General features: G+C 67.9%; 17 protein-coding genes and 2 tRNA genes. 5 read left to right on the top strand and 14 right to left on the bottom strand.

The genetic code is table 11. The features are described from left to right. Positions 1 to 76 precede the first annotated feature (76 nt). The 3 genes from BLR51_RS16450 to hisF all read right to left on the bottom strand — a co-directional run bounded on the left by BLR51_RS16450 (position 77) and on the right by hisF (position 3,651). Complete coding sequence (locus BLR51_RS16450; RefSeq protein WP_089848995.1) at positions 77 to 2,503, bottom strand: ATP-dependent helicase; 2,427 nt, start codon at positions 2,501 to 2,503, stop codon at positions 77 to 79. Positions 2,504 to 2,581: 78 nt separating this feature from the next. Continuing rightward, positions 2,582 to 2,893, bottom strand: coding sequence for a phosphoribosyl-ATP diphosphatase (locus BLR51_RS16445; protein ID WP_089848993.1), 312 nt, complete (start codon positions 2,891 to 2,893; stop codon positions 2,582 to 2,584). After that, on the bottom strand, positions 2,890 to 3,651 hold the full coding sequence (hisF, locus tag BLR51_RS16440) for an imidazole glycerol phosphate synthase subunit HisF (protein WP_089848991.1): 762 nt from the start codon (positions 3,649 to 3,651) through the stop codon (positions 2,890 to 2,892). Before hisF ends, BLR51_RS16445 begins: the two co-directional genes overlap by 4 nt. 202 nt (positions 3,652 to 3,853) lie before the next feature. Here hisF and BLR51_RS16435 point away from each other — a divergent pair, with 202 nt between their 5' ends. Beyond that, positions 3,854 to 4,960: a THUMP domain-containing class I SAM-dependent RNA methyltransferase gene (locus BLR51_RS16435; protein WP_089848989.1), complete on the top strand. Its 1,107-nt coding sequence runs from the start codon at positions 3,854 to 3,856 to the stop codon at positions 4,958 to 4,960. Between the two features lie 22 nt (positions 4,961 to 4,982). Here the strand turns inward: BLR51_RS16435 and hisA are convergent, their stop codons facing one another. The 3 genes from hisA to hisB form a co-directional block, all read right to left on the bottom strand. Then, the gene (gene hisA / locus BLR51_RS16430; protein ID WP_089849092.1) at positions 4,983 to 5,705 is read right to left on the bottom strand and encodes a 1-(5-phosphoribosyl)-5-[(5-phosphoribosylamino)methylideneamino]imidazole-4-carboxamide isomerase; all 723 of its coding nucleotides are present in this window, start codon (positions 5,703 to 5,705) and stop codon (positions 4,983 to 4,985) included. Positions 5,706 to 5,828: 123 nt separating this feature from the next. Continuing rightward, positions 5,829 to 6,464 carry an imidazole glycerol phosphate synthase subunit HisH gene (hisH, locus tag BLR51_RS16425; protein ID WP_089848987.1) on the bottom strand — a complete coding sequence of 212 codons (636 nt, stop codon included), beginning with the start codon at positions 6,462 to 6,464 and terminating at the stop codon, positions 5,829 to 5,831. Positions 6,465 to 6,716: 252 nt separating this feature from the next. Continuing rightward, entirely contained in the window at positions 6,717 to 7,304 is a 588-nt protein-coding gene (hisB, locus tag BLR51_RS16420) for an imidazoleglycerol-phosphate dehydratase HisB (protein WP_089848985.1), read from the bottom strand. Between the two features lie 125 nt (positions 7,305 to 7,429). Between hisB and BLR51_RS16415 the strand changes: the two genes are divergently transcribed. Beyond that, complete coding sequence (locus BLR51_RS16415; protein ID WP_089848983.1) at positions 7,430 to 7,669, top strand: Lrp/AsnC ligand binding domain-containing protein; 240 nt, start codon at positions 7,430 to 7,432, stop codon at positions 7,667 to 7,669. 117 nt (positions 7,670 to 7,786) lie between these two features. Here BLR51_RS16415 and BLR51_RS16410 read toward each other — a convergent pair. The 6 genes from BLR51_RS16410 to BLR51_RS16385 all read right to left on the bottom strand — a co-directional run bounded on the left by BLR51_RS16410 (position 7,787) and on the right by BLR51_RS16385 (position 16,265). Next, positions 7,787 to 7,861: transfer RNA gene (locus BLR51_RS16410), tRNA-Gly, on the bottom strand. Between the two features lie 44 nt (positions 7,862 to 7,905). Beyond that, positions 7,906 to 7,980: transfer RNA gene (locus BLR51_RS16405), tRNA-Gly, on the bottom strand. A 237-nt stretch (positions 7,981 to 8,217) separates the two neighbouring features. Next, positions 8,218 to 11,667 carry a pyruvate carboxylase gene (locus BLR51_RS16400; protein WP_089848981.1) on the bottom strand — a complete coding sequence of 1,150 codons (3,450 nt, stop codon included), beginning with the start codon at positions 11,665 to 11,667 and terminating at the stop codon, positions 8,218 to 8,220. Between the two features lie 161 nt (positions 11,668 to 11,828). Then, complete coding sequence (locus BLR51_RS16395) at positions 11,829 to 12,257, bottom strand: CoA-binding protein (RefSeq protein WP_089848979.1); 429 nt, start codon at positions 12,255 to 12,257, stop codon at positions 11,829 to 11,831. A gap of 508 nt (positions 12,258 to 12,765) precedes the next feature. Next, complete coding sequence (locus tag BLR51_RS16390) at positions 12,766 to 15,057, bottom strand: xanthine dehydrogenase family protein molybdopterin-binding subunit (protein ID WP_089848977.1); 2,292 nt, start codon at positions 15,055 to 15,057, stop codon at positions 12,766 to 12,768. A gap of 80 nt (positions 15,058 to 15,137) precedes the next feature. Further along, positions 15,138 to 16,265 carry a type III PLP-dependent enzyme gene (locus tag BLR51_RS16385; protein WP_089848975.1) on the bottom strand — a complete coding sequence of 376 codons (1,128 nt, stop codon included), beginning with the start codon at positions 16,263 to 16,265 and terminating at the stop codon, positions 15,138 to 15,140. Between the two features lie 81 nt (positions 16,266 to 16,346). Here BLR51_RS16385 and BLR51_RS16380 point away from each other — a divergent pair, with 81 nt between their 5' ends. Next, positions 16,347 to 16,808 carry an Lrp/AsnC family transcriptional regulator gene (locus BLR51_RS16380; RefSeq protein WP_089848973.1) on the top strand — a complete coding sequence of 154 codons (462 nt, stop codon included), beginning with the start codon at positions 16,347 to 16,349 and terminating at the stop codon, positions 16,806 to 16,808. A gap of 152 nt (positions 16,809 to 16,960) precedes the next feature. Then, positions 16,961 to 17,866: a tRNA pseudouridine(55) synthase TruB gene (truB, locus tag BLR51_RS16375; RefSeq protein WP_089848971.1), complete on the top strand. Its 906-nt coding sequence runs from the start codon at positions 16,961 to 16,963 to the stop codon at positions 17,864 to 17,866. A gap of 7 nt (positions 17,867 to 17,873) precedes the next feature. On the opposite strand, the gene BLR51_RS16370 is transcribed toward truB, so the two are convergent. Together BLR51_RS16370 and BLR51_RS16365 are read right to left on the bottom strand one after the other, a co-directional pair. After that, the gene (locus BLR51_RS16370) at positions 17,874 to 18,701 is read right to left on the bottom strand and encodes an alpha/beta fold hydrolase (protein ID WP_089848969.1); all 828 of its coding nucleotides are present in this window, start codon (positions 18,699 to 18,701) and stop codon (positions 17,874 to 17,876) included. Then, positions 18,701 to 19,378 carry a haloacid dehalogenase type II gene (locus BLR51_RS16365; protein ID WP_089849090.1) on the bottom strand — a complete coding sequence of 226 codons (678 nt, stop codon included), beginning with the start codon at positions 19,376 to 19,378 and terminating at the stop codon, positions 18,701 to 18,703. The genes BLR51_RS16370 and BLR51_RS16365 overlap by 1 nt, the downstream gene beginning before the upstream one ends. Before the next feature lie 176 nt (positions 19,379 to 19,554). On the opposite strand from BLR51_RS16365, the gene BLR51_RS16360 reads away from it, so the two are divergent. After that, positions 19,555 to 19,983 (top strand): FKBP-type peptidyl-prolyl cis-trans isomerase, encoded by a 429-nt coding sequence (locus BLR51_RS16360; protein WP_089848967.1) that lies wholly within the window; start codon positions 19,555 to 19,557, stop codon positions 19,981 to 19,983. Positions 19,984 to 20,031: the final 48 nt, after the last annotated feature.

Below are 20,031 nucleotides of genomic sequence, written 5' to 3'. Positions count from 1 at the left end.
TTGCCCCTAAACTCCGGGGGTGAATGCGGCAAAGCCGCAGAGGGGGCAGCGCCCCCTCCCCCTCACCGCCCGCGCCTCAGAACGGCACGTCGTCCGCCGCATCCGCCGAGGTGACGAAGCGCGCCACGACCTTCTTCACCCCGGCCTTTTCAAAGGCGATCTCCAGCTTGTCGCCTTCTATGGCGGTGATGGCGCCATAGCCGAATTTCTGGTGGAACACGCGCTGCCCGGTCTCGAAGGCCGACACCGCCTGCAGGTCGATCACCGTGGTCCGGCTTTCGCGCGGCTGGCTGACCGGACGTTCCGCCGCCCGCGCCTGCAGCCGTTTCCAGCCCGGCGAATTGTAGACATTGGCCTCCGCCGCGCGATCCTCGAGCCCGGATCCGCGCCCCAGCCCCATGCCCGCCGCGCCATAGCCGCCGCCATAAAGCCCCGGCGGGGTCAGCACCTCGACATGCGCCTCGGGCAGTTCGTCGATGAAGCGCGACGGCAGCGCCGACTGCCACTGTCCGAACACCCGGCGGTTGGCGGCAAAGGAGATGGTGCAGATCTCCTCGGCCCGGGTGATGCCGACATAGGCCAGCCGCCGTTCTTCCTCGAGCCCCTTCAGCCCGGCCTCGTCCATGCTGCGCTGCGACGGAAACAGCCCGTCCTCCCAGCCCGGCAGGAACACGGCGGGAAATTCCAGCCCCTTGGCGGCGTGCAGGGTCATGATCGACACCTTCTCGCCCGCCTCTTCGGTGCTGTTGTCCATGATCAGCGACACATGCTCCAGAAACCCCTGCAGGTTCTCGAAGTTTTCCAGCGCCTTGACCAGTTCCTTGAGGTTTTCGAGCCGCCCCGGCGCCTCCGGCGTCTTGTCGTTCTGCCACATGGCGGTGTAGCCCGATTCGTCCAGCACGATCTCGGCCAGCTGCATATGGCTGATGCCGCCGCCGCGCGCCGCGCCGTCATCGATCAGATCCGGCACAGCACTTCCCTGCACCGGGGTCAGCCCCTCGGGCATCATGCCGCGCCAGCGCGCCAGATCGCGCACCAGCGCGCCCAGCTGGCCGCCGCCCTTGCCCTTGATCCGGCCTTCTTCCACCGCGATGCGCGCGCCCTCCAGCAGCGACACGCCAAACTCCCGCGCCGTGCTCTGGATCAGCTGCTGCGCCTTGTCGCCCAGCCCGCGCTTGGGGGTGTTCACGATCCGCTCGAAGGCCAGATCATCCTCGGGCGACACCACCAGCCGGAAATAGGCCATGGCATCGCGAATCTCCATCCGCTCGTAGAAGCGCGGCCCGCCGATCACCCGGTAGGGCAGACCGATGGTCAGGAACCGGTCCTCGAAGGCGCGCATCTGGTGGCTCGCCCGCACCAGAATCGCCATCTGGTCGAGCGAGACCTTGTGAAGCCCGCGCGTGCCGCCCTGCAGCGCCTCGATCTCCTCGCCGATCCAGCGCGCCTCCTCCTCGCCATCCCAGTGGCCGATCAGGCGCACCTTCTCGCCCTCGCGCGCCTCGGTCCACAATTCCTTGCCAAGGCGGCTTTCATTGCCGCGGATCACCCCGGAGGCGGCGGCAAGGATATGCGGGGTAGAGCGGTAATTCTGTTCCAGCCGCACCACATGGGCACCGGGAAAATCCTTTTCGAACCGCAGGATGTTGCCCACCTCGGCGCCGCGCCAGCCATAGATCGACTGGTCGTCGTCGCCCACGCAGCAGATGTTGCGATGCGCCTGCGCCAGCAGCCGCAGCCACAGATACTGTGCGACGTTGGTGTCCTGATACTCGTCCACAAGGATGTAGCGGAACCAGCGCTGATACTGCGCCAGCACGTCCGGATGGCGCTGGAAGATCGTCACCACATGCAGCAGCAGGTCGCCGAAATCGCAGGCGTTCAGTTCGCGCAGCCGGGTCTGGTATTGCGCGTAAAGCTCGGTGCCACGGTTGTTGAAGGCCGCGGCATCGGCGGCGGGCACCTTTTCGGGCAGCAGCGCGCGGTTTTTCCAGCCGTCGATGAGCCCCGCCAGCTGCCGCGCGGGCCAGCGCTTCTCGTCGATATTGTTGGCGGCAATCACCTGCTTCATCAGGCGGATCTGGTCATCGCTGTCCAGAATGGTGAAGTTCGACTTCAGATCCACCAGTTCGGCATGGCGGCGCAGCAGCTTGACGCAGATCGAATGGAAGGTGCCGAGCCATGGCATGCCCTCCACCGCCTGCCCGAGCAGGCGCCCGATGCGGTCCTTCATCTCGCGCGCGGCCTTGTTGGTGAAGGTCACGGCAAGGATTTCATTGGGCCGGGCCCGGCCGGTGGTCAGCAGATGCGCGATGCGCGCGGTCAGCGCCCGGGTCTTGCCGGTGCCCGCCCCGGCCAGCATCAGGACCGGGCCATCCAGCCGCTCCACCGCCTCGCGCTGCGCGGGGTTCAGCCCGTCAAGATAAGGGGCCGGGCGGGCCGCCATGGCCCGCGCCGACAGCGATGCGCCCTCAAAGGCATCCATGTCGTCGAATGTGCTCATGGCCGGAAGATAGCGCGCCCTGCCGCCGAGATAAAGAGACGTTCCAATTTTGTTCCGCAGATTGCGCGAAACCGCCAGTTATCCCTGCCGCGAGGCCTTTTCCGCAAGCCCCGACCGGGCCTGCCGCCGCGCCAGTTCGTCCATGACCGCCTGCAGCGGCACGTCGCGCGATTTCAGCATCACCAGCAGGTGAAACAGCACGTCGGCGGCTTCCGAAGCGAGCCGGTCGCGGTCACCCTTCACCGCCTCGATCACCGCCTCGATGGCTTCCTCGCCGAATTTTTCGGCGCATTTTTCCGGGCCCTTGGCCAGCAGCCGGGCGGTCCAGCTGTCATCGGGATCGGCCTCGGCGCGGGCGGCCACGATGGATTCCAGATCGTCCAGCGTCATGTCAGCCTCATCTGCAGGCCCGCCGCCGCCATATGCGCCTTGGCCTCGGCGATGGTGAAGGTGCCGAAATGGAAGATCGAGGCGGCGAGCACCGCCGAGGCATGGCCTTCGACGACACCTTCCACCAGATGGTCCAGCGTGCCCACCCCGCCCGAGGCGATCACCGGCACCGCCACCGCATCGGCGATGGCGCGGGTCAGCGGCAGGTTGAACCCGGCCTTGGTGCCGTCGCGGTCCATGGAGGTCAGCAGGATCTCTCCCGCGCCCTTGGCAACGATGGTCTGCGCAAATTCCACCGCATCGATGCCGGTGGCCCGGCGCCCGCCATGGGTGAAAATCTCCCACCGGCCCGGGGCCACGGTCTTGGCGTCGATGGCGCAGACGATGCACTGGCTGCCGAAGTGATCCGCCGCCTCGGCCACCACATCGGGATTGGCGACGGCGGCGGAGTTGAAGCTGACCTTGTCCGCCCCTGCCAGCAGCAGCGCGCGCACATCGGCCACGGTCCGCACGCCCCCGCCCACGGTCAGCGGAATGAAGCACTGTTCGGCGGTGCGCGTCACCACGTCGAACATGGTGCCACGGTTTTCATGGGTGGCATGGATGTCGAGAAAACAGATCTCGTCCGCGCCCGCCGCGTCATAGGCGCGGGCGGCATCCACCGGGTCGCCCGCATCGCGCAGGCCGACAAAATTGACACCCTTGACCACGCGCCCATCGGCCACGTCGAGACAGGGAATGATGCGCGTCTTCAGCATGCCGCCCTGATACTGCGGATCGGCGGCGGGGGGAAGAGGCCTGGCGCCCTGCCCCTGTCGGATGCCGCAGGGGGGGGCTCTGCCCGCCGCCATCAAAAAGGGGGCTCTGCCCCCGTCCGCTGGCGCGGACTCCCCCGGGATATTTTCAGCCGCTGGAAGCGACAGTCTCGCCGTCGGGGCGGAAAGGCGCTAGAGCGGCGGGATGGAACCTGAATTCGAGATTTTCCTGGCCTGCGCGCCGGGGCTGGAGCCGCTGCTGGCGGCAGAGGCGGGCGGGCTGGGCTTCGCCGGCGTGACCCCGCAGGCGGGTGGCGTGAGCCTGCGCGGCGGCTGGCGCGAGGTGGCGCGCGCCAATCTGGAGCTGCGCGGCGCGGCGCGGGTGCTGGCACGGATCGGCGGCTTTCCGGCGCTGCATCTGGCGCAGCTCGACAAGCGCGCGCGCAAGTTCCCGTGGGGCGAGGTGCTGCGCCCCGACATGCCGGTGCGGGTGGAGGTGGTGACCTCGCGCCGGTCGAAGATCTATCACGCCGGGGCCGCCAAGGAGCGGATCGAACGCGCGATCACCGAAGAGCTGGGCGCGCCGCTGGCCGATGACGGGGTGCGGATTCTGGCGCGGATCGACGACAATGTCGTGACCTTTTCGGTCGACACCTCCGGCGAGCTGCTGCACCGGCGCGGCCACAAGCAGGCGGTGGGCAAGGCGCCGATGCGCGAGACGCTGGCCGCGCTGTTCCTGCGCGCCTGCGGCTATGACGGCAGCGGGCCGGTGCTGGATCCCATGTGCGGATCGGGCACCTTCGTGATCGAGGCGGCGGAGATCGCGGCGGGACTGCAGCCCGGGCGCGGGCGCGGTTTCGATCTGGAACGGCTGGCGGTGGCTGAGGCGGCGCTGGACGGGCTGCGGCGCCCCGCGCCGCGGCAGGTGCCGGGAGTGGTGTTTCACGGCTCTGACCGCGATCAGGGCGCGGTGCGCGGCGCGGGCGACAATGCCGCGCGCGCCGGGGTTCAGGACTGGTGCCGTTTTGCCTGCCAGCCGGTCAGCGCGCTGGAGCGGCCCGAGGGCCCGCCGGGGCTGGTGATGGTGAACCCGCCCTATGGCGCGCGCATCGGCGAGAAGGGCCCGCTGGCCGGGTTGCATGCCGCGCTGGGGCAGGTGCTGCACGAGAAGTTCCGCGGCTGGCGCGTGGGGATCGTGACCAGCGAACAGGGTCTGGCCAAGGCCACCGGCCTGCCCTTCCAGCCGCCGGGACCACATGTGGCCCATGGCAGCCTGAAGGTGCGGCTGTGGCAGACCGGGCCGCTGCGCTGAGGCGCGGGCCCGGCCGCAGGGGTCAGTCGCGCAGCAGCTCCAGCGCCGCCTTGAGATCGATGGCGCCGTCATAAAGCGCACGCCCCGAGATCACCCCGTTCAGTGCGGCGCCACAGTCGCGCAGCGCCTTGAGATCGCGCAGCGACGACACCCCGCCCGAGGCGATCACCGGAATGGTCACGGCGCGCGCCATGGCGGCGGTATAGTCCACATTCGGACCCATCATCGCGCCATCGCGGTTGATGTCGGTATAGATGATGGCGGCCACACCGGCATCCTCGAAGCTCCGCGCCAGATCCACCGCATCGACATCGGTCACCTCGGCCCAGCCCTTGGTCGCGACGCGGCCATCGCGCGCGTCGATGCCCACCGCCACCTGCCCTGGAAAGGCACGCGCCGCCTCGCGCACCAGCGCGGGGTTTTCCACCGCGACCGTGCCAAGGATCACCCGGGCCAGCCCCTTGCCGAGCCATGCTTCGATGGTGGCCATGTCGCGGATGCCGCCGCCGAGCTGGGCTGGGGTGTTGGTGGTGCGCAGGATCGCCTCCACCGCCGCCGCGTTGACGGGCTCGCCGGCGAAGGCGCCGTTCAGGTCGACCAGATGCAGCCATTCACAGCCCGCCGCGACAAATTCCAGCGCCTGTGCGGCGGGATCGTCGTTGAACACGGTGGCCTTGTCCATGTCCCCGCGCAGCAGCCGGACGGCCTTGCCATCCTTGAGGTCGATCGCGGGATACAAAATCATCTGGCTGCTCATAAACTGTCCTGCTGTCAGAGTTTCATGGCACGCGGGCCTTGGCAACCCGGCTCCGCGCCGGGGTAATCCGCCCGCGCCAAAGGGGCAAGGCCGCCCGGCCCGACCGGGGGATCAGGGCGCCCAGGTCAGGAAGTTGGCGATCATGCGCAGTCCGGTGGCGGCACTTTTCTCGGGGTGGAACTGCAGCCCGATGCGGGTGTCCTGCCCCACGATGGCGGTGACGTCGCCGCCATACTCCACATGCGCCAGACGCTGCGCCGGATCGCTGAGCCGCATCTGGTAGGAATGCACGAAATAGGCGTGATCGCCCGACACCACCCCCGTCAGCACCGGATGCGGCGTGTCGATCACCAGATCGTTCCAGCCCATATGCGGCACCTTCAGCGCGGGCTCGGCGGGCACGATCCGCTCCACCTCGCCGTCGATCCAGCCCAGCCCCGCCGTGTCCTCATATTCATGGCCGACCCGCGCCAGCAGCTGCATGCCGACACAGATGCCCAGAAACGGCCGCGCCTTCACCGTCACCGCCTCGACCATGGCCTCGAAACAGCCCGACCGCCGCAGCGCCGCGGCACAGGCCGGAAAGGCGCCGTCGCCGGGCAGCACCAGCCGGTCGGCCCGCGCCACGACGTCGGGATCGGCGGTCACCACCACCTCCCCGGCGCCGGTCTCGGTGGCCATGCGCTGAAACGCCTTCTGCGCCGAATGCAGGTTGCCGCTTTCGTAATCGATGATCGCCGTCAGCATGACTTCACCCTGCCCTTCTTCTGACCTCAAATATCCCGGGGAGCGCGAGGGGCAGAGCCCCTCGCCTCTTTATTTCGCCGCGCCTGCGGCGCGAGGGGCCGCGCCCCTCGCCTCTTTATTTCGCCGCGCCTGCGGCGCGAGGGGCGGAGCCCCTCGCTTCTTTACCCTGCCGCGCCAGAGGCGCGAGGGGCCGCGCCCCTCGCCTTTTCAGACTGCCGCGCCTGCGGCGCGAGGGGCAGCGCCCGGCAGCTGTCACAGCGCGCCCTTGGTCGAGGGGATGGCGTCGCCCTTGCGGGGGTCGGGTTCCACCGCCTCGCGCAGGGCGCGGGCCACCGCCTTGAACACCGCCTCGACGATATGATGCGAATTGACCCCCGACAGCGCCTCCACATGCAGGGTGATGCCGCCCTGCGCCGCAAAGGCCTGAAAGAACTCGCGCACCAGTTCGGTGTCGAAGGTGCCGATCTTTTCGGTGGGCAAATCCACGTTCCAGACCAGATAGGCGCGGCCCGACAGATCAAGGGCCGCCCGCACCAGCGCGTCATCCATCGGCAGCAGGCAGGATCCGTAGCGCCGGATGCCGCGCTTGTCGCCAAGCGCCTGTGCCAGCGCCTGCCCCAGCGCGATGCCGGTATCCTCAACCGTGTGGTGGTCGTCGATATGCAGATCCCCTGCCGCCCGCACCACCATGTCGATCAGCGAATGCCGCGCCAGCTGGTCGAGCATGTGGTCGAAGAATCCGACCCCGGTCTGCATGTCGTAAACGCCGCTGCCATCCAGATCGAGGCTGACCTCGATCTTGGTCTCGGCGGTGCTGCGGTGGATCTGGGCCTTGCGCATGGGGCTCTCCGGGTTGGTCCGGCGGCCCTTATAGGCAGGACCGGCGCGCAGGCCAAGCCCTTGGACCCCGCGCGGGCTTGCGGGCGGCGGGGGGCTGTGCCAGCCTGCGCCAAAACGAGGAAGCCATGACCACCTGCGTCTTTGTCCAGATCCGCTGCAAGCCCGGCACCACCTATCAGGTCGCTGACGGCATCGCGCTCAAGGAAATCCATTCCGAGCTCTATTCCACCTCCGGCGAATGGGATCTGCTGCTGAAGCTCTACATCCCCGAAGGCGCCGATGTCGGGCATTTCATCAATGAAAACCTGCTGGACGTGCCGGGGATCGAACGGTCGCTGACCACGCTGACCTTCAAGGCGTTCTGAGCCCGGCCTGCCCGGTCGGGCGGCGCGGACCAGCCCGCGCGCCCCGCCGGGGCCGGAAACGCAAACAGGGCCAACCCGAAGGCGGCCCCGCATCACGCAGATCGGTGGATGGATGAATGGAGCGGGCGAGGCGATTCGAACGCCCGACCCTAACCTTGGCAAGGTTATGCTCTACCCCTGAGCTACGCCCGCGCTGCCATTCATCTGCGGCGGAGTGATCCGCCATTTGGTCCATCTGGAGCGGGCGAGGCGATTCGAACGCCCGACCCTAACCTTGGCAAGGTTATGCTCTACCCCTGAGCTACGCCCGCAGTCCTGATGGGTGAGGGCGATTTAGAGTCTGCGGCATGTCTCTGCAAGAGGAAAATCATCCCGCCCCGGCATTTTTTCCCGCCCGCGCCGCGCCCTGCCGAAAAGACCCGCCTGGCCGCAGGGGAAACGGGGTCTGAAGCCCCGCTTGTCCCCTGCCCCAATGCCCCAAACAGAAACCCCGCGGCCAGAGCATGCTGGCCGCAGGGCTGGGGCGGATCCGCCGCAGAGCGGGGTGGTCAGGCCTCGTCGAATTCGATCAGCAGATCCTTGGCATCGATCTGGCTGCCGGGGGTGACATGCACCGTCTTCACCACCGCGTCGCGTTCGGCATGCAGGCCGGTTTCCATCTTCATCGCCTCGATGGTCACCAGCAGGTCGCCCAGCTTCACCGCCTGCCCCGCCGTCACCACGACAGAGGCCACCACGCCCGGCATGGGCGCGCCCACATGCGCGGGGTTGCCCATCTGCGCCTTGGGCCGCGCCGCACTGGAGGCCTTGGCCTTGCGGTCCGGCACGCGCACGGTGCGGGGCTGGCCGTTGAGCTCGAAGAACACCCGCACCTCGCCATCGTCCTGCGTCTCGCCCACGGCGATCAGGCGCATTTCCATGGTCTTGCCCGGATCGATCTCCGCCGAGATCTCTTCACCCGGCTCCATCCCGTAGAAATAGGTCCGCGTCGGCAGCACCCGCACCGGCCCGTATTCCAGATGCCGCGTCATGTAATCGGTGAAGACCTTGGGATACATCAGATAGCCGTTCAGATCCTCGCCATCGATGGTCACCTCCTCGAACTTCGCCTGAAGCTCGGCGCGGGTCGTCTCCAGATCCACGGGCGGCAGGTGCTTGCCGGGGCGTTCGGTGTTCGGCGCCTCGCCCTTCAGCACCTTTTTCAGGATGCCTTCGGGAAAGCCGCCCGGCGGCTGGCCCAGATTGCCGCGCATCATGTCGATGACCGAATCGGGAAAGCTGACCTCGGTCTTCGGATCCTCGACCTGCGCCCGGCTCAGCCCCTGGCTCACCATCATCAGCGCCATGTCGCCCACCACCTTGGAGGAGGGCGTGACCTTCACGATGTCGCCGAACATCATGTTCACGTCGGCATAGGTCTTGGCCACCTCGTGCCAGCGCTCCTCCAGCCCCAGCGACCGCGCCTGCGCCTTGAGGTTGGTGAACTGCCCGCCGGGCATCTCGTGCAGATAGACCTCGGAGGCGGGCGCCTGCATCCCCGATTCAAAGGCCGCATACTGCCCGCGCACCGCTTCCCAGTAGTTGGAGATCTCGCGGATCACGTCCATCTCCAGCCCGGTGTCGCGGTCGGTATGGCGCAGCGCCTCGACGATGGAACCCAGCGTCGGCTGCGAGGTATTGCCCGACAGCGCGTCCATGGCCGCATCCACCGCATCCACCCCGGCCCTGGAGGCCTCCATGATGGTGGCGATGGCGGCACCGCTGGTGTCATGGGTGTGGAAATGGATGGGCAGCCCCACCTCTTCCTTCAGCGCGCGGATCAGCGCGCCTGCGGCAGAGGGTTTCAGCAGCCCCGCCATGTCCTTCAGCCCCAGCACATGCGCGCCCGCGTCGCGCAGGTCCTTGCCCATGGCGACATAGTATTTCAGATCATACTTGGCCCGCGCCGGATCAAGGATGTCGCCGGTATAGCAGACCGTGCCTTCGCAGATCTTGCCAGTCTCCAGCACCGCATCCATGGCGACGCGCATGTTCTCGACCCAGTTGAGGCTGTCGAACACCCGGAACACGTCCACGCCCGACTCCGCCGCCTGCGCGACAAAGCTCTGCACCACATTGTCGGGATAGTTGGTATAGCCCACGCCGTTGGAGGCGCGCAGCAGCATCTGGGTCAGGATGTTGGGCATCTTGGCGCGGATGTCGCGCAGCCGCTGCCACGGGCATTCCTGCAGGAACCGGTAGGCCACGTCGAAGGTGGCGCCGCCCCAGCATTCCACGCTGAAAAGCTGCGGCAGATTGGCGGCATAGGCGGGCGCCACCTTGATCATGTCGATGGACCGCATCCGCGTCGCCAGCAGCGACTGGTGGCCGTCGCGCATCGTGGTGTCGGTGATGAGCAGCTTCTGCTGCGCCAGCATCCAGTCCGCCACCGCCTGCGGCCCCTCGCGCTCCAGCAGGGTGCGCGTGCCGGGCAGCAGCGTCTCGGTGCGCGATTCGGGCGGGCGGGCGGGTTTCAGATCCGCCGCCGGGCGCGCGCGCCCCGCCACCTCGGGATGGCCGTTCACGGTGATGTCGGCGATATAGGTCAGCACCTTGGTGCCCCGGTCGCGGCGCTTCTTGAAATCGAACAGCTCCGGCGTCGTGTCGATGAATTTCGTCGTATACTGGTTGGTCAGAAACACCGGGTGTTTCAGCAGGTTGATGACGAATTCGATATTGGTGCTGACGCCCCGGATCCGGAATTCGCGCAGCGCCCGGTCCATGCGGCGGATCGCGGCCTCTGGCGTCGGCGCCTTGGCGGTCACCTTCACCAGCAGCGAATCGTAATAGCGGGTGATAACCCCGCCCGCATAGGCCGTGCCGCCATCCAGCCGGATGCCCATGCCGGTGGCCGAGCGATAGGCGGTGATGCGGCCATAATCGGGGATGAAATTATTGGTCGGATCCTCGGTGGTGATCCGGGTCTGCAGCGCGTGGCCGGTCAGGCGGATGTCATACTGGCTGGCCTTGCCGGTGGCCTCCGCCAGAGACTTGCCCTCGGCGATCATGATCTGCGCCTGCACGATGTCGATGCCGGTGACCTCCTCGGTCACGGTATGCTCGACCTGCACCCGCGGGTTCACCTCGATGAAGTAGAACTTGCCCGTCTCCATATCCATCAGGAATTCGACGGTGCCCGCGCATTCGTAATTCACATGCGCGCAGATCTTGCGGCCCAGCTCGCAGATCTCCTCGCGCTGCGCCTCGCTCAGATAGGGGGCGGGCGCGCGCTCGACGACCTTCTGGTTGCGGCGCTGCACCGAACAGTCGCGTTCATAGAGGTGATAGATGTTGCCCATCTTGTCGCCAAGGATCTGCACCTCGACATGGCGGGCGCGGATGATCATCTTTTCCAGATAACCCTCGCCATTGCCAAAGGCGGCCTCGGCCTCGCGCCGCCCCTCCAGCACCTTTTCCTTCAGCTCCTTCGGGCCGTTGACCGGGCGCATGCCGCGCCCGCCGCCGCCCCAGCTGGCCTTCAGCATCAGCGGATAACCGATCTTTTCCGCCTCCGCCGCGATGGCCTCCCAGTCATCACCCAGCACCTCGGTGGCGGGGATCACCGGCACGCCCGCCTCGACCGCCACCCGCCGCGCCGAGGCCTTGTCGCCCAGCGCCCGCATGGTTTCCGCGCGCGGCCCGATAAACGTGATCCCCGCCGCGTCGCAGGCATCGACAAAATCGGGGTTCTCGGACAGCAGGCCATAGCCCGGATGGATCGCATCCGCCCCCGACAGCTTGGCCACGCGGATGATCTCGGGGATCGACAGATAGGCGGCGACCGGCCCCAGCCCCTCGCCGATGCGATAGGCCTCGTCCGCCTTGAACCGATGCAGCCCCAGCTTGTCCTCTTCCGCGTAGACGGCCACGGTCCGCTTGCCCATCTCGTTGGCGGCCCGCATGATGCGGATGGCGATCTCGCCACGGTTGGCGATCAGGATCTTCTGGAACTCGGGCATCTGGTCCTCCTTCTGACAGGGGCCCCCCACGGACCCCGCACCGGCAAGAGAATGCGATGCCGCGTCGCAGCGCAAGAAGATTTCGCCTGCGCCGGGACCGCCCCGCTGGTTTCTTCTGACCGGAAATATCCCGGGGTGCGGGGCAGCGCCCCGCCCGGCCCTCAAAGGCCGGCGTCGCCCAGAAGCCGCGGGAATTCGATCTTGGGACAGCGGTTCATCACCACATCGACGCCCCGCGCGCGGGCGAGCGCGGCAGCACCGTCATGCACAACGCCAAGCTGCATCCAGATGGTGCGCAGATGCGGCAGATGCTCCAGCGCCTCCTCGACGATTTCCGGCACCGCGTCGGAGCGGCGGAAGATGTCCACCATATCCACCGGCGCATCGACGTCAGCCAGCCGCGCCCGCACCTCCTCGCCAAAAAGCATCATGCCCGCATGGCCGGGATTGACCGGGATCACCCGATAGCCCTGCTGCACAAGAAACCGCGCCACATAGTGGCTGGGCCGCACCGGATTCAGCGAGGCCCCCACCACCGCCACGACGCGGCTGCGTTTCAGGATCTCCGTCAGAAGGGCATCATCGGTCATGCGCCCAGTGTGCCACGGCTGCGGCAAAAGAAAACCCGTGTCGTGGGCAAAATTCCTTCAACCCCACCCCCGGCGGATCACCGCGGCAGCGGCACCTGCCGCCAGCGCACAAAGCAGCCCCAGCAGCAGCGAGACGAACGCGGCGGGCCCGCAGGCTCCACAGGCACAGCACCAGACCCGGCAGGCCGGGGGCGGCATTGGGCAGGACCTGGCCTCAGGTCACCGGACCAGACCCCGGGGACCAGCGCGGCACCTCCTTGTCGCAGATCTCGGCCATGGCCCGCACCGGCAGACCACCGGCCAGAACGGCGCGGCGCAGCCCCGCACAAGAAAAAGCGCCCGGGACGAACCCGGGCGCAAGTCGTGGAACGAGGGACAGTGAAGGGTGCGCGGGGGTTCCGGATCCGCGCTCCTGATCCAAAGATAGGCGAAAATGCCACATCCGGAAGCCCCCTCAAGAAGACGTGAAGAATTTTCTTGATCTTCACTCCCGGATTTGGCAGGCGCCTTATTCCGCCGCCATCCGGCTGCCCTGCAGCATCTCCCAGACCCGGTGCGGGGTGAAGGGCATGTCGGCCTGACGGATGCCCCGATCCCAGAGCGCGTCCTGCACCGCATTGGCCACGGCAGCCATGGATCCCACCGTGCCCGCCTCGCCGCAGCCCTTCATGCCCATCGGGTTGCCGGTAGAGGGCACCGGCTCCACGTCAAAGGCGATCCACGGCGAATCCTTGGCGCGCGGCATGGCGTAATCCATGAAGGTGGCGGTCAGAAGCTGGCCGTCCTCGTCATAGACCACCCGCTCGGTCAGCGCCTGACCCAGACCCTGCACCACGCCGCCATGCACCTGCCCCTCGGCCAGCATCGGGTTGATGAGATTGCCGAAATCGTCGACCACGGTGTATTTGACCACCTGCGTCACGCCGGTGTCGGGATCAACCTCCACCTCGCAGAAATGCGCGCCATTGGGATAGGAACGCGCGTCGATGGCGGTGCGGGCCGACCATGTCAGCAGATCCTCGCGGCCCTTCTCGCGCGCCAGCGCCGCCACTTCCAGCATGGTGGGGGTCAGGTTCGACCCCTCGGCGCGGAAGCGTTCGTCATCAAAACGCACCTCGTCCGGATCCACGCCCATTTCGCCTGCAAGGAATTCGGTGAAGCCCGCCACCATGTCGCGCACGGCGGTCAGCGTCACCGTGGCCTGCGTCGTCACCGAGCGCGAGCCGCCGGTGCCCCCGCCCCGTGCGATCAGGTCGCTGTCGCCCTGCACCACCTCGATGGCCTCGAACGGGATGCCGGTCTGATCGGACAGGAACTTGGCATAGACCGTCTCGTGGCCCTGCCCGTTGGACTGCGTGCCCACATAGATCAGCGCGCCGCCCTCGGGGGTGAATTCCACCCGCACATCCTCCGACGGATCGCCAAGGATGCTTTCGATGTAATAGCACAGGCCCAGTCCGCGCAGCTTGCCATGCGCTTCCGAGGCGGCACGGCGCGCGGCAAAGCCCGCGATGTCGGCATCCGCTTCGGCATGGCCCAGCACGCGGGAGAAATCGCCCACGTCGTAATTCTCGCCGGTGACGGTCTTGTAGGGAAACTCCTTGATGAAGTTGATCCGGCGCAGCTCCTGCGGATCCACCCCCAGCTCGCGCGCGGCGCGGTCCATCATCCGCTCCAGCACATAGATCGCCTCTGGGCGGCCCGCGCCGCGATAGGCATCCACCTGCGTGGTGTTGGTGTAGAACCCTTCGCAGCGCATCCATGCGTTCTGGATGTCATAGGTGCCGGTCAGCACCTTGGCAAAGAGGATCGACTGGATCGCCTGCCCGAAATTCGAGTTATAGGCGCCAAGGTTGCACAGCGTGTGCACGCGGTAGGCGGTGATGCGGTTCTCTGCATCAAAAGCCAGTTCCGCCATGGTCACCAGATCGCGCCCGGCATGGTCCGACAGCATCGCCTCGGTCCGGTCGGACATCCAGCGCACCGGCTGGCCCAGCGTCATCGCGGCAAAGGCGATGGCGAAATATTCCGGATAAGGCGCGGCCTTCATGCCGAAGCCGCCCCCCACATCGGGGTTGGTCACGCGCACATTGGCCTCGTCCAGACCAAAGACGCGCGCCATGTCGCCCTTCAGCCCCCAGACCCCCTGCCCGTTGAACGCCACATGCAGACGGCTGCCATCCCATTCCGCATAGGCGCCGCGCGGCTCCATCGCGTTGACGATGACGCGGTTGTCGCCCACTTCCAGCCGCACGACCTTGGCCGCGCTGTCGATGGCGGCAGCGGTTTCCGCCTCGCGCCCCATGCCGAAGTCAAAGGCGCGGTTGTCCGGCGCCTCGGGATGCAGAGCCTCGCCCCCGGCGCAGATGTCCAGATGCGCGGGCAGTTCGGTATAGTCGAACTCGATCAGTTCGGCGGCATCCTGCGCCGCCTGCAGGCTGTCGGCCACGATCAGCGCCACCGGTTCGCCCACATGGCGCACCCGCTTGTGCGCAAGCCAGGGCCGGGTCGGCGCCGCCCCCTTGCTGCCGTCGCGGTTCTCCATGACCACGCCGGTCATGGTGATGTCGACCTCCGCCGCCAGCAGATCCTCCACCGTCACCACCAGATGCACGCCGGGCGCCTGACGCGCCGCTTCCACATCCAGCGCGTCAATCACCGCATGCGCCACCGGAGAGCGGAACATGATCCCGTGCAGCGCGCCCTCGGGCGCGATGTCATCCACATAACGCCCGTGCCCGGTGAGAAAGCGCACATCTTCGCTGCGCCGCATCGCCTGCGCCTTGCCGAATTTTTCCATGGGTCTCCTCGCGGTCTGCCTTTGGCCGCGACTGTAGGCAGATGACCGGCAGAGTCCAGCGCCCCCGCCGCCGACCCGGCTCAGCCTGCGGGCATCCGCACCATGCTGCGCGCGCCATAACCATTGAAGCCGGTGACCAGCGCCCGCGAATAGGCGCCCATGCCCTCGATCAGCAGGAAGTCTCCCTCCGCCAGATCCTCGGGCAGCGCCACCGGCTCGGGCAGCCGGTCCAGACTGTCGCAGGTCGGGCCGAACACCACCCGCGGCAGGCCCGCCCCCGACCGCGGCGTGCCGTCGGGCGCGAAGATCCGCAGCCGGTCAAGCGGCCCCATGTCGCGCCATTCCGCCAGCCCGCCATAGATGCCGTCATTCAGGAACACCGCCTCCGGCGCCACCGCCTTGACCCGCAGCGCCAGCATCAGCGCCTCGGCACAAAGCGCGCGGCCCGGCTCGCAGACCAGATCGGGGCCGTCTGCGCCAAAATGCACATCCCGCGCCCGTTCGATGGCGGCAAAGATCGCGCGCAGATCCGGCGCCTCGCCGCCGCGCCGGGCAGGAAAGCCGCCGCCGACATTGAGCCGGTGCAGCCGCACGCCTGCCGATGCCGCCACCCGCGCCGCCGCCGCGATATAACTCTCCCACGCGGCGGGATCGGGGCATTGCGTGCCCGGATGAAAGGTGACCGACGGCACCAGCCCCATCGCCGCCACCTCGCGCAGCAGCAGCCCCGCCTCCCCGGGGGCCGCGCCGAACTTGGCGCCAAAATCATAGACGGCGCCCGCCACCGGCAGCTTCAGCCGCACCGCCACTTCGGTGCCGCGCGGCAGCGCCGCCAGCTTGGCCAGCTCCCCCGCGCGGTCCACCGACCATGACACGCAGCCAAAGCGCAGCCCCTCGGCCACCTCGTCGCGCGACCGCACCGGGTTGTGGTAATGCAGCACCGCCTCGGGGCAGATCCCGCGCACCAGCGCCATCTCGGCGGGGGAGGCCACGTCAAACACCGTGATCCCCGCCGCCACCAGCCCCTCCACCAGCGCCGGATCGGGATTGGCCTTCACCGCATAGCTGACGGTTCCGGGGAACCCCGCCAGAAACGCCGCCGCCGTCTCCGCCAGCCGGTCCGGGCAGAACAGGAACACCGGCGCGTCGGGCAGATTGGCCCTCAGCCAGCTGTCGGCGGATGTGGTCAGGGTGCGGTCGTGGTTCATCAGGGGCCTCCATGTCGGTCAGCTCCAGCCTGCCAGCGATCCCGCTCGATTTCAGGCAGCAGATCTGCCAGACTGACCAGCATGTCTGAACAGAATGACGACACCGCACCACAGATCGACGAAACCGACCGCGCGCTGCTGGCGCTGCTGGCCGCCGATGCGCGCCGCCCCGTGGCCGATCTGGCGCGCAGGCTCGGCCTTGCCCGCACCACGGTGCAGGCCCGCATCGACCGGCTGGTGGCGCGCGGCGTCATCGCGGGCTTCACCCTGCGGCGCGGCGCGGCGGGCCGCGCGCCGATCCGCGCCACGGTGCTGGTCACGCTCGAACCCCGCACGCAGGCCGACCTGCTGGCGCGGCTGCGCCAGATGCCGGTGGTGGATCAGGTCCATACCGTGTCGGGCCGGGTGGATCTGCTGCTGACGCTCAGCGCCAGCAGCACCGCCGAACTCGATGCCACGCTCGACCGCATCGCCGAGGCGCGCGGCGTGCGCAGTTCGGAAAGCCTGATCCATCTCAGCACCAAGCTCGACCGCGACGGCTGATGCGGCTTCATCTTGCCCCCGAACTCCGGGGGTGAATTGGGGCAAAGCCCCAAGAGGGGGCAGCGCCCCCTGCCGCTCCCGCCACGCAGCACAATTGACAGGACGCGCCCCGGCCTGCTAACGGGCGCGCTTCGTCACAACCGGAGCAGACTATGGGACGCAAGAAGGGCCGCGACATTTCCGGCTGGCTGGTCGTGGACAAGCCCGCAGGCATGACCTCCACCTCGGTGGTGAACAAGGTCCGCTGGGCGCTGGACGCAAAAAAGGCGGGCCATGCCGGCACGCTCGACCCCGAGGCGACCGGCGTTCTCGCCGTGGCGCTTGGCGAGGCGACCAAGACCGTGCCATGGATCACCGATGCCCTGAAGGCCTATCGCTTCACCGTGCGGCTCGGGCAGCGCACCAATACCGACGATGCCGAGGGCGAAATCCTCGACACCAGCGACCTGCGCCCCACCGACGCGCAGATCAAGGAGGCGCTGCACGGCTTTGTCGGCGAGATCCAGCAGGTGCCGCCGCAGTTCTCCGCCGTGCGAGTCGATGGCGAACGCGCCTATAAACGCGCCCGCGACGGCGAGACGATGGATCTGGTGGCCCGCCCGCTCTGGGTGGAGGAACTGCTGCTGGTCGACCGCCCCGATGCCGATCATGTCGAACTGGACATGGTCTGCGGCAAGGGTGGCTATGTGCGCTCCATCGCGCGCGATCTGGGCGAGGTGCTGGGCTGCCATGGCCATGTGCTCAAGCTGCGCCGCATCTGGTCCGGCCCGTTCGAGGCCTCGGACGGGCTCAGCATCGACCAGATCGACGCGCTGGCGAAATCGCCCGAGCTTGACGCGCATCTGCTGCCCTTGGAAACCGGGCTGGCCGATCTGCCGGAACTGCGCTGCACCGCCGAAGGCGCGGCACGGCTGCGCAACGGCAATCCCGGCATGGTGATCCCCTCCGAGGCCGAATATGGCGACGAGGCCTGGGCCTCGTTCGAAGGCCGCGCCGTGGCCGTGGGCGTCTACAAGGGCGGCGAGCTGCACCCCAGCCGGGTCTTCCTGCAGGGCTGATCGCGCCTCAGCCCAGCATCCGCAGCCAGCGCGCCAGCGCATCCAGCGCGGCGGGCTCGTCCAGAAACGGCACATGACCGCGCCCGGGAATCTCTGCCGCGATCATGTCCGGGCGGCGCGCGGTCATCTGCGCGAAGGTCTCGGGCGACAGCAGGTCGGATCCGGCGCCGCGCAGCGCGCACAGCGGCAGGCCCTTCAGCGCGTCGAAAAGCGGCCACAGATCGGCGGCGGGCTGCGCGCCGCTGCCGAGCACCGCCTCGCGCAGCGCCGGATCATAGGTGATGACCAGCCCCTCCGGCGTCTCGCGGTAGAATTTCTCCACCTCGGCGCGCCAGCGGGAGGCGGGCACATCGGCAAAGCCGCGCATCACCGCGCCGCGCGCCGCCGCCGCCTCGTCATGGCTGCGCCAGACCGGGTTGCGGCCCAGATAGCCCTTGATGACCTCCAGCCCCTCGGGCGCGATCTCGGGGCCGATGTCGTTCAGCGCCACGCCCAGCAGACGCGCCTTGGCGCTGGCCGCCAGCACCATGGCGATCAGCCCCCCGCGCGAGGTGCCCAGCACCGCCGCCTGCGCCAGCCCCAGATGGTCCAGCAGTTCCAGCGCGTCGCGCGCCTCGGTGGGAATGGTGTAGCTGGCGGGATCGCCCCAGTCCGACCGCCCGCGCCCGCGATAGTCCAGCCGGATCAGCCGCACCTTCGCGGCATCCAGATGCGGCGCCAGATAGTCGAAATCGCGCCCGTCGCGGGTCAGCCCGGCAAGGCACAGCAGCGGCAGGCCCGCGCCTTCGTCAGTGTAGAACAGCGTCAGTCCGTCAGAGGTGACAAATTGTGGCATCACAGCAGCTCCGGAAGGGAGGACAGGTCAGGCAGCACATGGGCCGGGCGCGCCATCAGCCGGTCCTCGGGCTCGCCCGCGCGGTTGACCCAGACCGTGGCAAAGCCATAGGCCGCAGCCCCCGCCGCGTCCCATCCGTTGGAGGAGACAAACAGCACCTCCGCCGGATCGGTTCCGAACCGCGCCCCCACAAGGTCATAGACCGCGCGGGCGGGTTTGTAGATGCCCGCCTCCTCCACCGACAGCACCGCGTCGAGCGCGGCGCCGATGCCCGCATGATCCACCGCCGCCTGCAGCATGTCGGGGCTGCCATTGGACAGGATCGCGCAGCGCAGCCCCCGCGCCTTGAGATCTGCCAGCAGCGCGGGCACCTCGGGATAGGCGTCCAGCGCGCGGTAAAGCGCCATCAGCCGGGCGCGCATCGCGGCATCGGACAGGCCCTGCCGGGCCATCGCCCAATCCAGCCCGTCCATGGTTACCTGCCAGAAATCGACGTGATGGCCGGTGATGGCGCGCAGCCATGTGTATTCCAGCTGCTTGCGTCGCCAGTCGGTGGCCAGATCGCGCCAGAGCGGACCCAGCGGCTCCATCCCCGGCTCGGCGGCGGCGCGGCGCGCGGCGGCGGACACGTCGAACAGCGTGCCATAAGCGTCAAAGACGCAGGTTGTCAGGGTCATGACCGGCCTCCCATGCCCGAACGTGACATGCGCGGCCTCGCCGGGAAAGGCCAAATTCCGCCCCCGGTTTGCATTCAGGGGCAGGCTTGCTTAAGTTGGGGCGGAGCAAACGAGTACCCGTCGTGACAGGCGGCCTCGATCATTCACCAATTTCCCCCAAAGATACGGAGTTTCTCATGACGCAGGTCAAGACCGGCGATACCGTCCGCATTCATTACACCGGCACGCTGAACGATGGCACCCCCTTCGATTCCAGCTCGGGCCGCGACCCGCTGGAATTTACCGTGGGATCGGGCCAGATCATCCCCGGCCTTGAAAAGGCCATCCCCGGCATGGCCGTGGGCGAGAAGAAGACCGTCGAGGTTCCCGCCGAGGATGCCTATGGCGCCGTGCAGCCCGAAGCCCGCCAGACCGTGCCGCGCACCGAAATTCCCGACCACATCCCGCTGGAGCTGGGCACGCCGCTGCAGGTGCAGACCCCCACCGGGCAGGTGGTGCAGGTGACCGTGGCCGAGGTGAGCGACAGCGAAGTGACGCTGGACGCCAACCACCCGCTGGCTGGCAAGGATCTGACCTTCGCCATCGAGCTGGTCGAAATCGCCTGAGCCCCTCAGGACGACATGACGCGCAAGGGCGGGCCTCGGCCCGCCCTT

The organism is Salipiger marinus (genome assembly GCF_900100085.1).
Taxonomy (GTDB): Bacteria; Pseudomonadota; Alphaproteobacteria; order Rhodobacterales; family Rhodobacteraceae; genus Salipiger; species Salipiger marinus.
The sequence above is the reverse complement of the archived record's forward strand: the minus strand, read 5'-3'. Positions and strand labels throughout refer to the sequence as shown.

Bases quoted from the DNA above. Each gene is read 5' to 3' on its own strand.
- BLR51_RS16450 (WP_089848995.1), bottom strand. From the start codon at position 2,503: ATGAGCACATTCGACGACATGGATGCCTTTGAGGGCGCATCGCTGTCG.
- BLR51_RS16445 (WP_089848993.1), bottom strand. From the start codon at position 2,893: ATGACGCTGGACGATCTGGAATCCATCGTGGCCGCCCGCGCCGAGGCC.
- hisF (WP_089848991.1), bottom strand. From the start codon at position 3,651: ATGCTGAAGACGCGCATCATTCCCTGTCTCGACGTGGCCGATGGGCGC.
- BLR51_RS16435 (WP_089848989.1), top strand. From the start codon at position 3,854: ATGGAACCTGAATTCGAGATTTTCCTGGCCTGCGCGCCGGGGCTGGAG.
- hisA (WP_089849092.1), bottom strand. From the start codon at position 5,705: ATGATTTTGTATCCCGCGATCGACCTCAAGGATGGCAAGGCCGTCCGG.
- hisH (WP_089848987.1), bottom strand. From the start codon at position 6,464: ATGCTGACGGCGATCATCGATTACGAAAGCGGCAACCTGCATTCGGCG.
- hisB (WP_089848985.1), bottom strand. From the start codon at position 7,304: ATGCGCAAGGCCCAGATCCACCGCAGCACCGCCGAGACCAAGATCGAG.
- BLR51_RS16415 (WP_089848983.1), top strand. From the start codon at position 7,430: ATGACCACCTGCGTCTTTGTCCAGATCCGCTGCAAGCCCGGCACCACC.
- BLR51_RS16400 (WP_089848981.1), bottom strand. From the start codon at position 11,667: ATGCCCGAGTTCCAGAAGATCCTGATCGCCAACCGTGGCGAGATCGCC.
- BLR51_RS16395 (WP_089848979.1), bottom strand. From the start codon at position 12,257: ATGACCGATGATGCCCTTCTGACGGAGATCCTGAAACGCAGCCGCGTC.
- BLR51_RS16390 (WP_089848977.1), bottom strand. From the start codon at position 15,057: ATGGAAAAATTCGGCAAGGCGCAGGCGATGCGGCGCAGCGAAGATGTG.
- BLR51_RS16385 (WP_089848975.1), bottom strand. From the start codon at position 16,265: ATGAACCACGACCGCACCCTGACCACATCCGCCGACAGCTGGCTGAGG.
- BLR51_RS16380 (WP_089848973.1), top strand. From the start codon at position 16,347: ATGTCTGAACAGAATGACGACACCGCACCACAGATCGACGAAACCGAC.
- truB (WP_089848971.1), top strand. From the start codon at position 16,961: ATGGGACGCAAGAAGGGCCGCGACATTTCCGGCTGGCTGGTCGTGGAC.
- BLR51_RS16370 (WP_089848969.1), bottom strand. From the start codon at position 18,701: ATGCCACAATTTGTCACCTCTGACGGACTGACGCTGTTCTACACTGAC.
- BLR51_RS16365 (WP_089849090.1), bottom strand. From the start codon at position 19,378: ATGACCCTGACAACCTGCGTCTTTGACGCTTATGGCACGCTGTTCGAC.
- BLR51_RS16360 (WP_089848967.1), top strand. From the start codon at position 19,555: ATGACGCAGGTCAAGACCGGCGATACCGTCCGCATTCATTACACCGGC.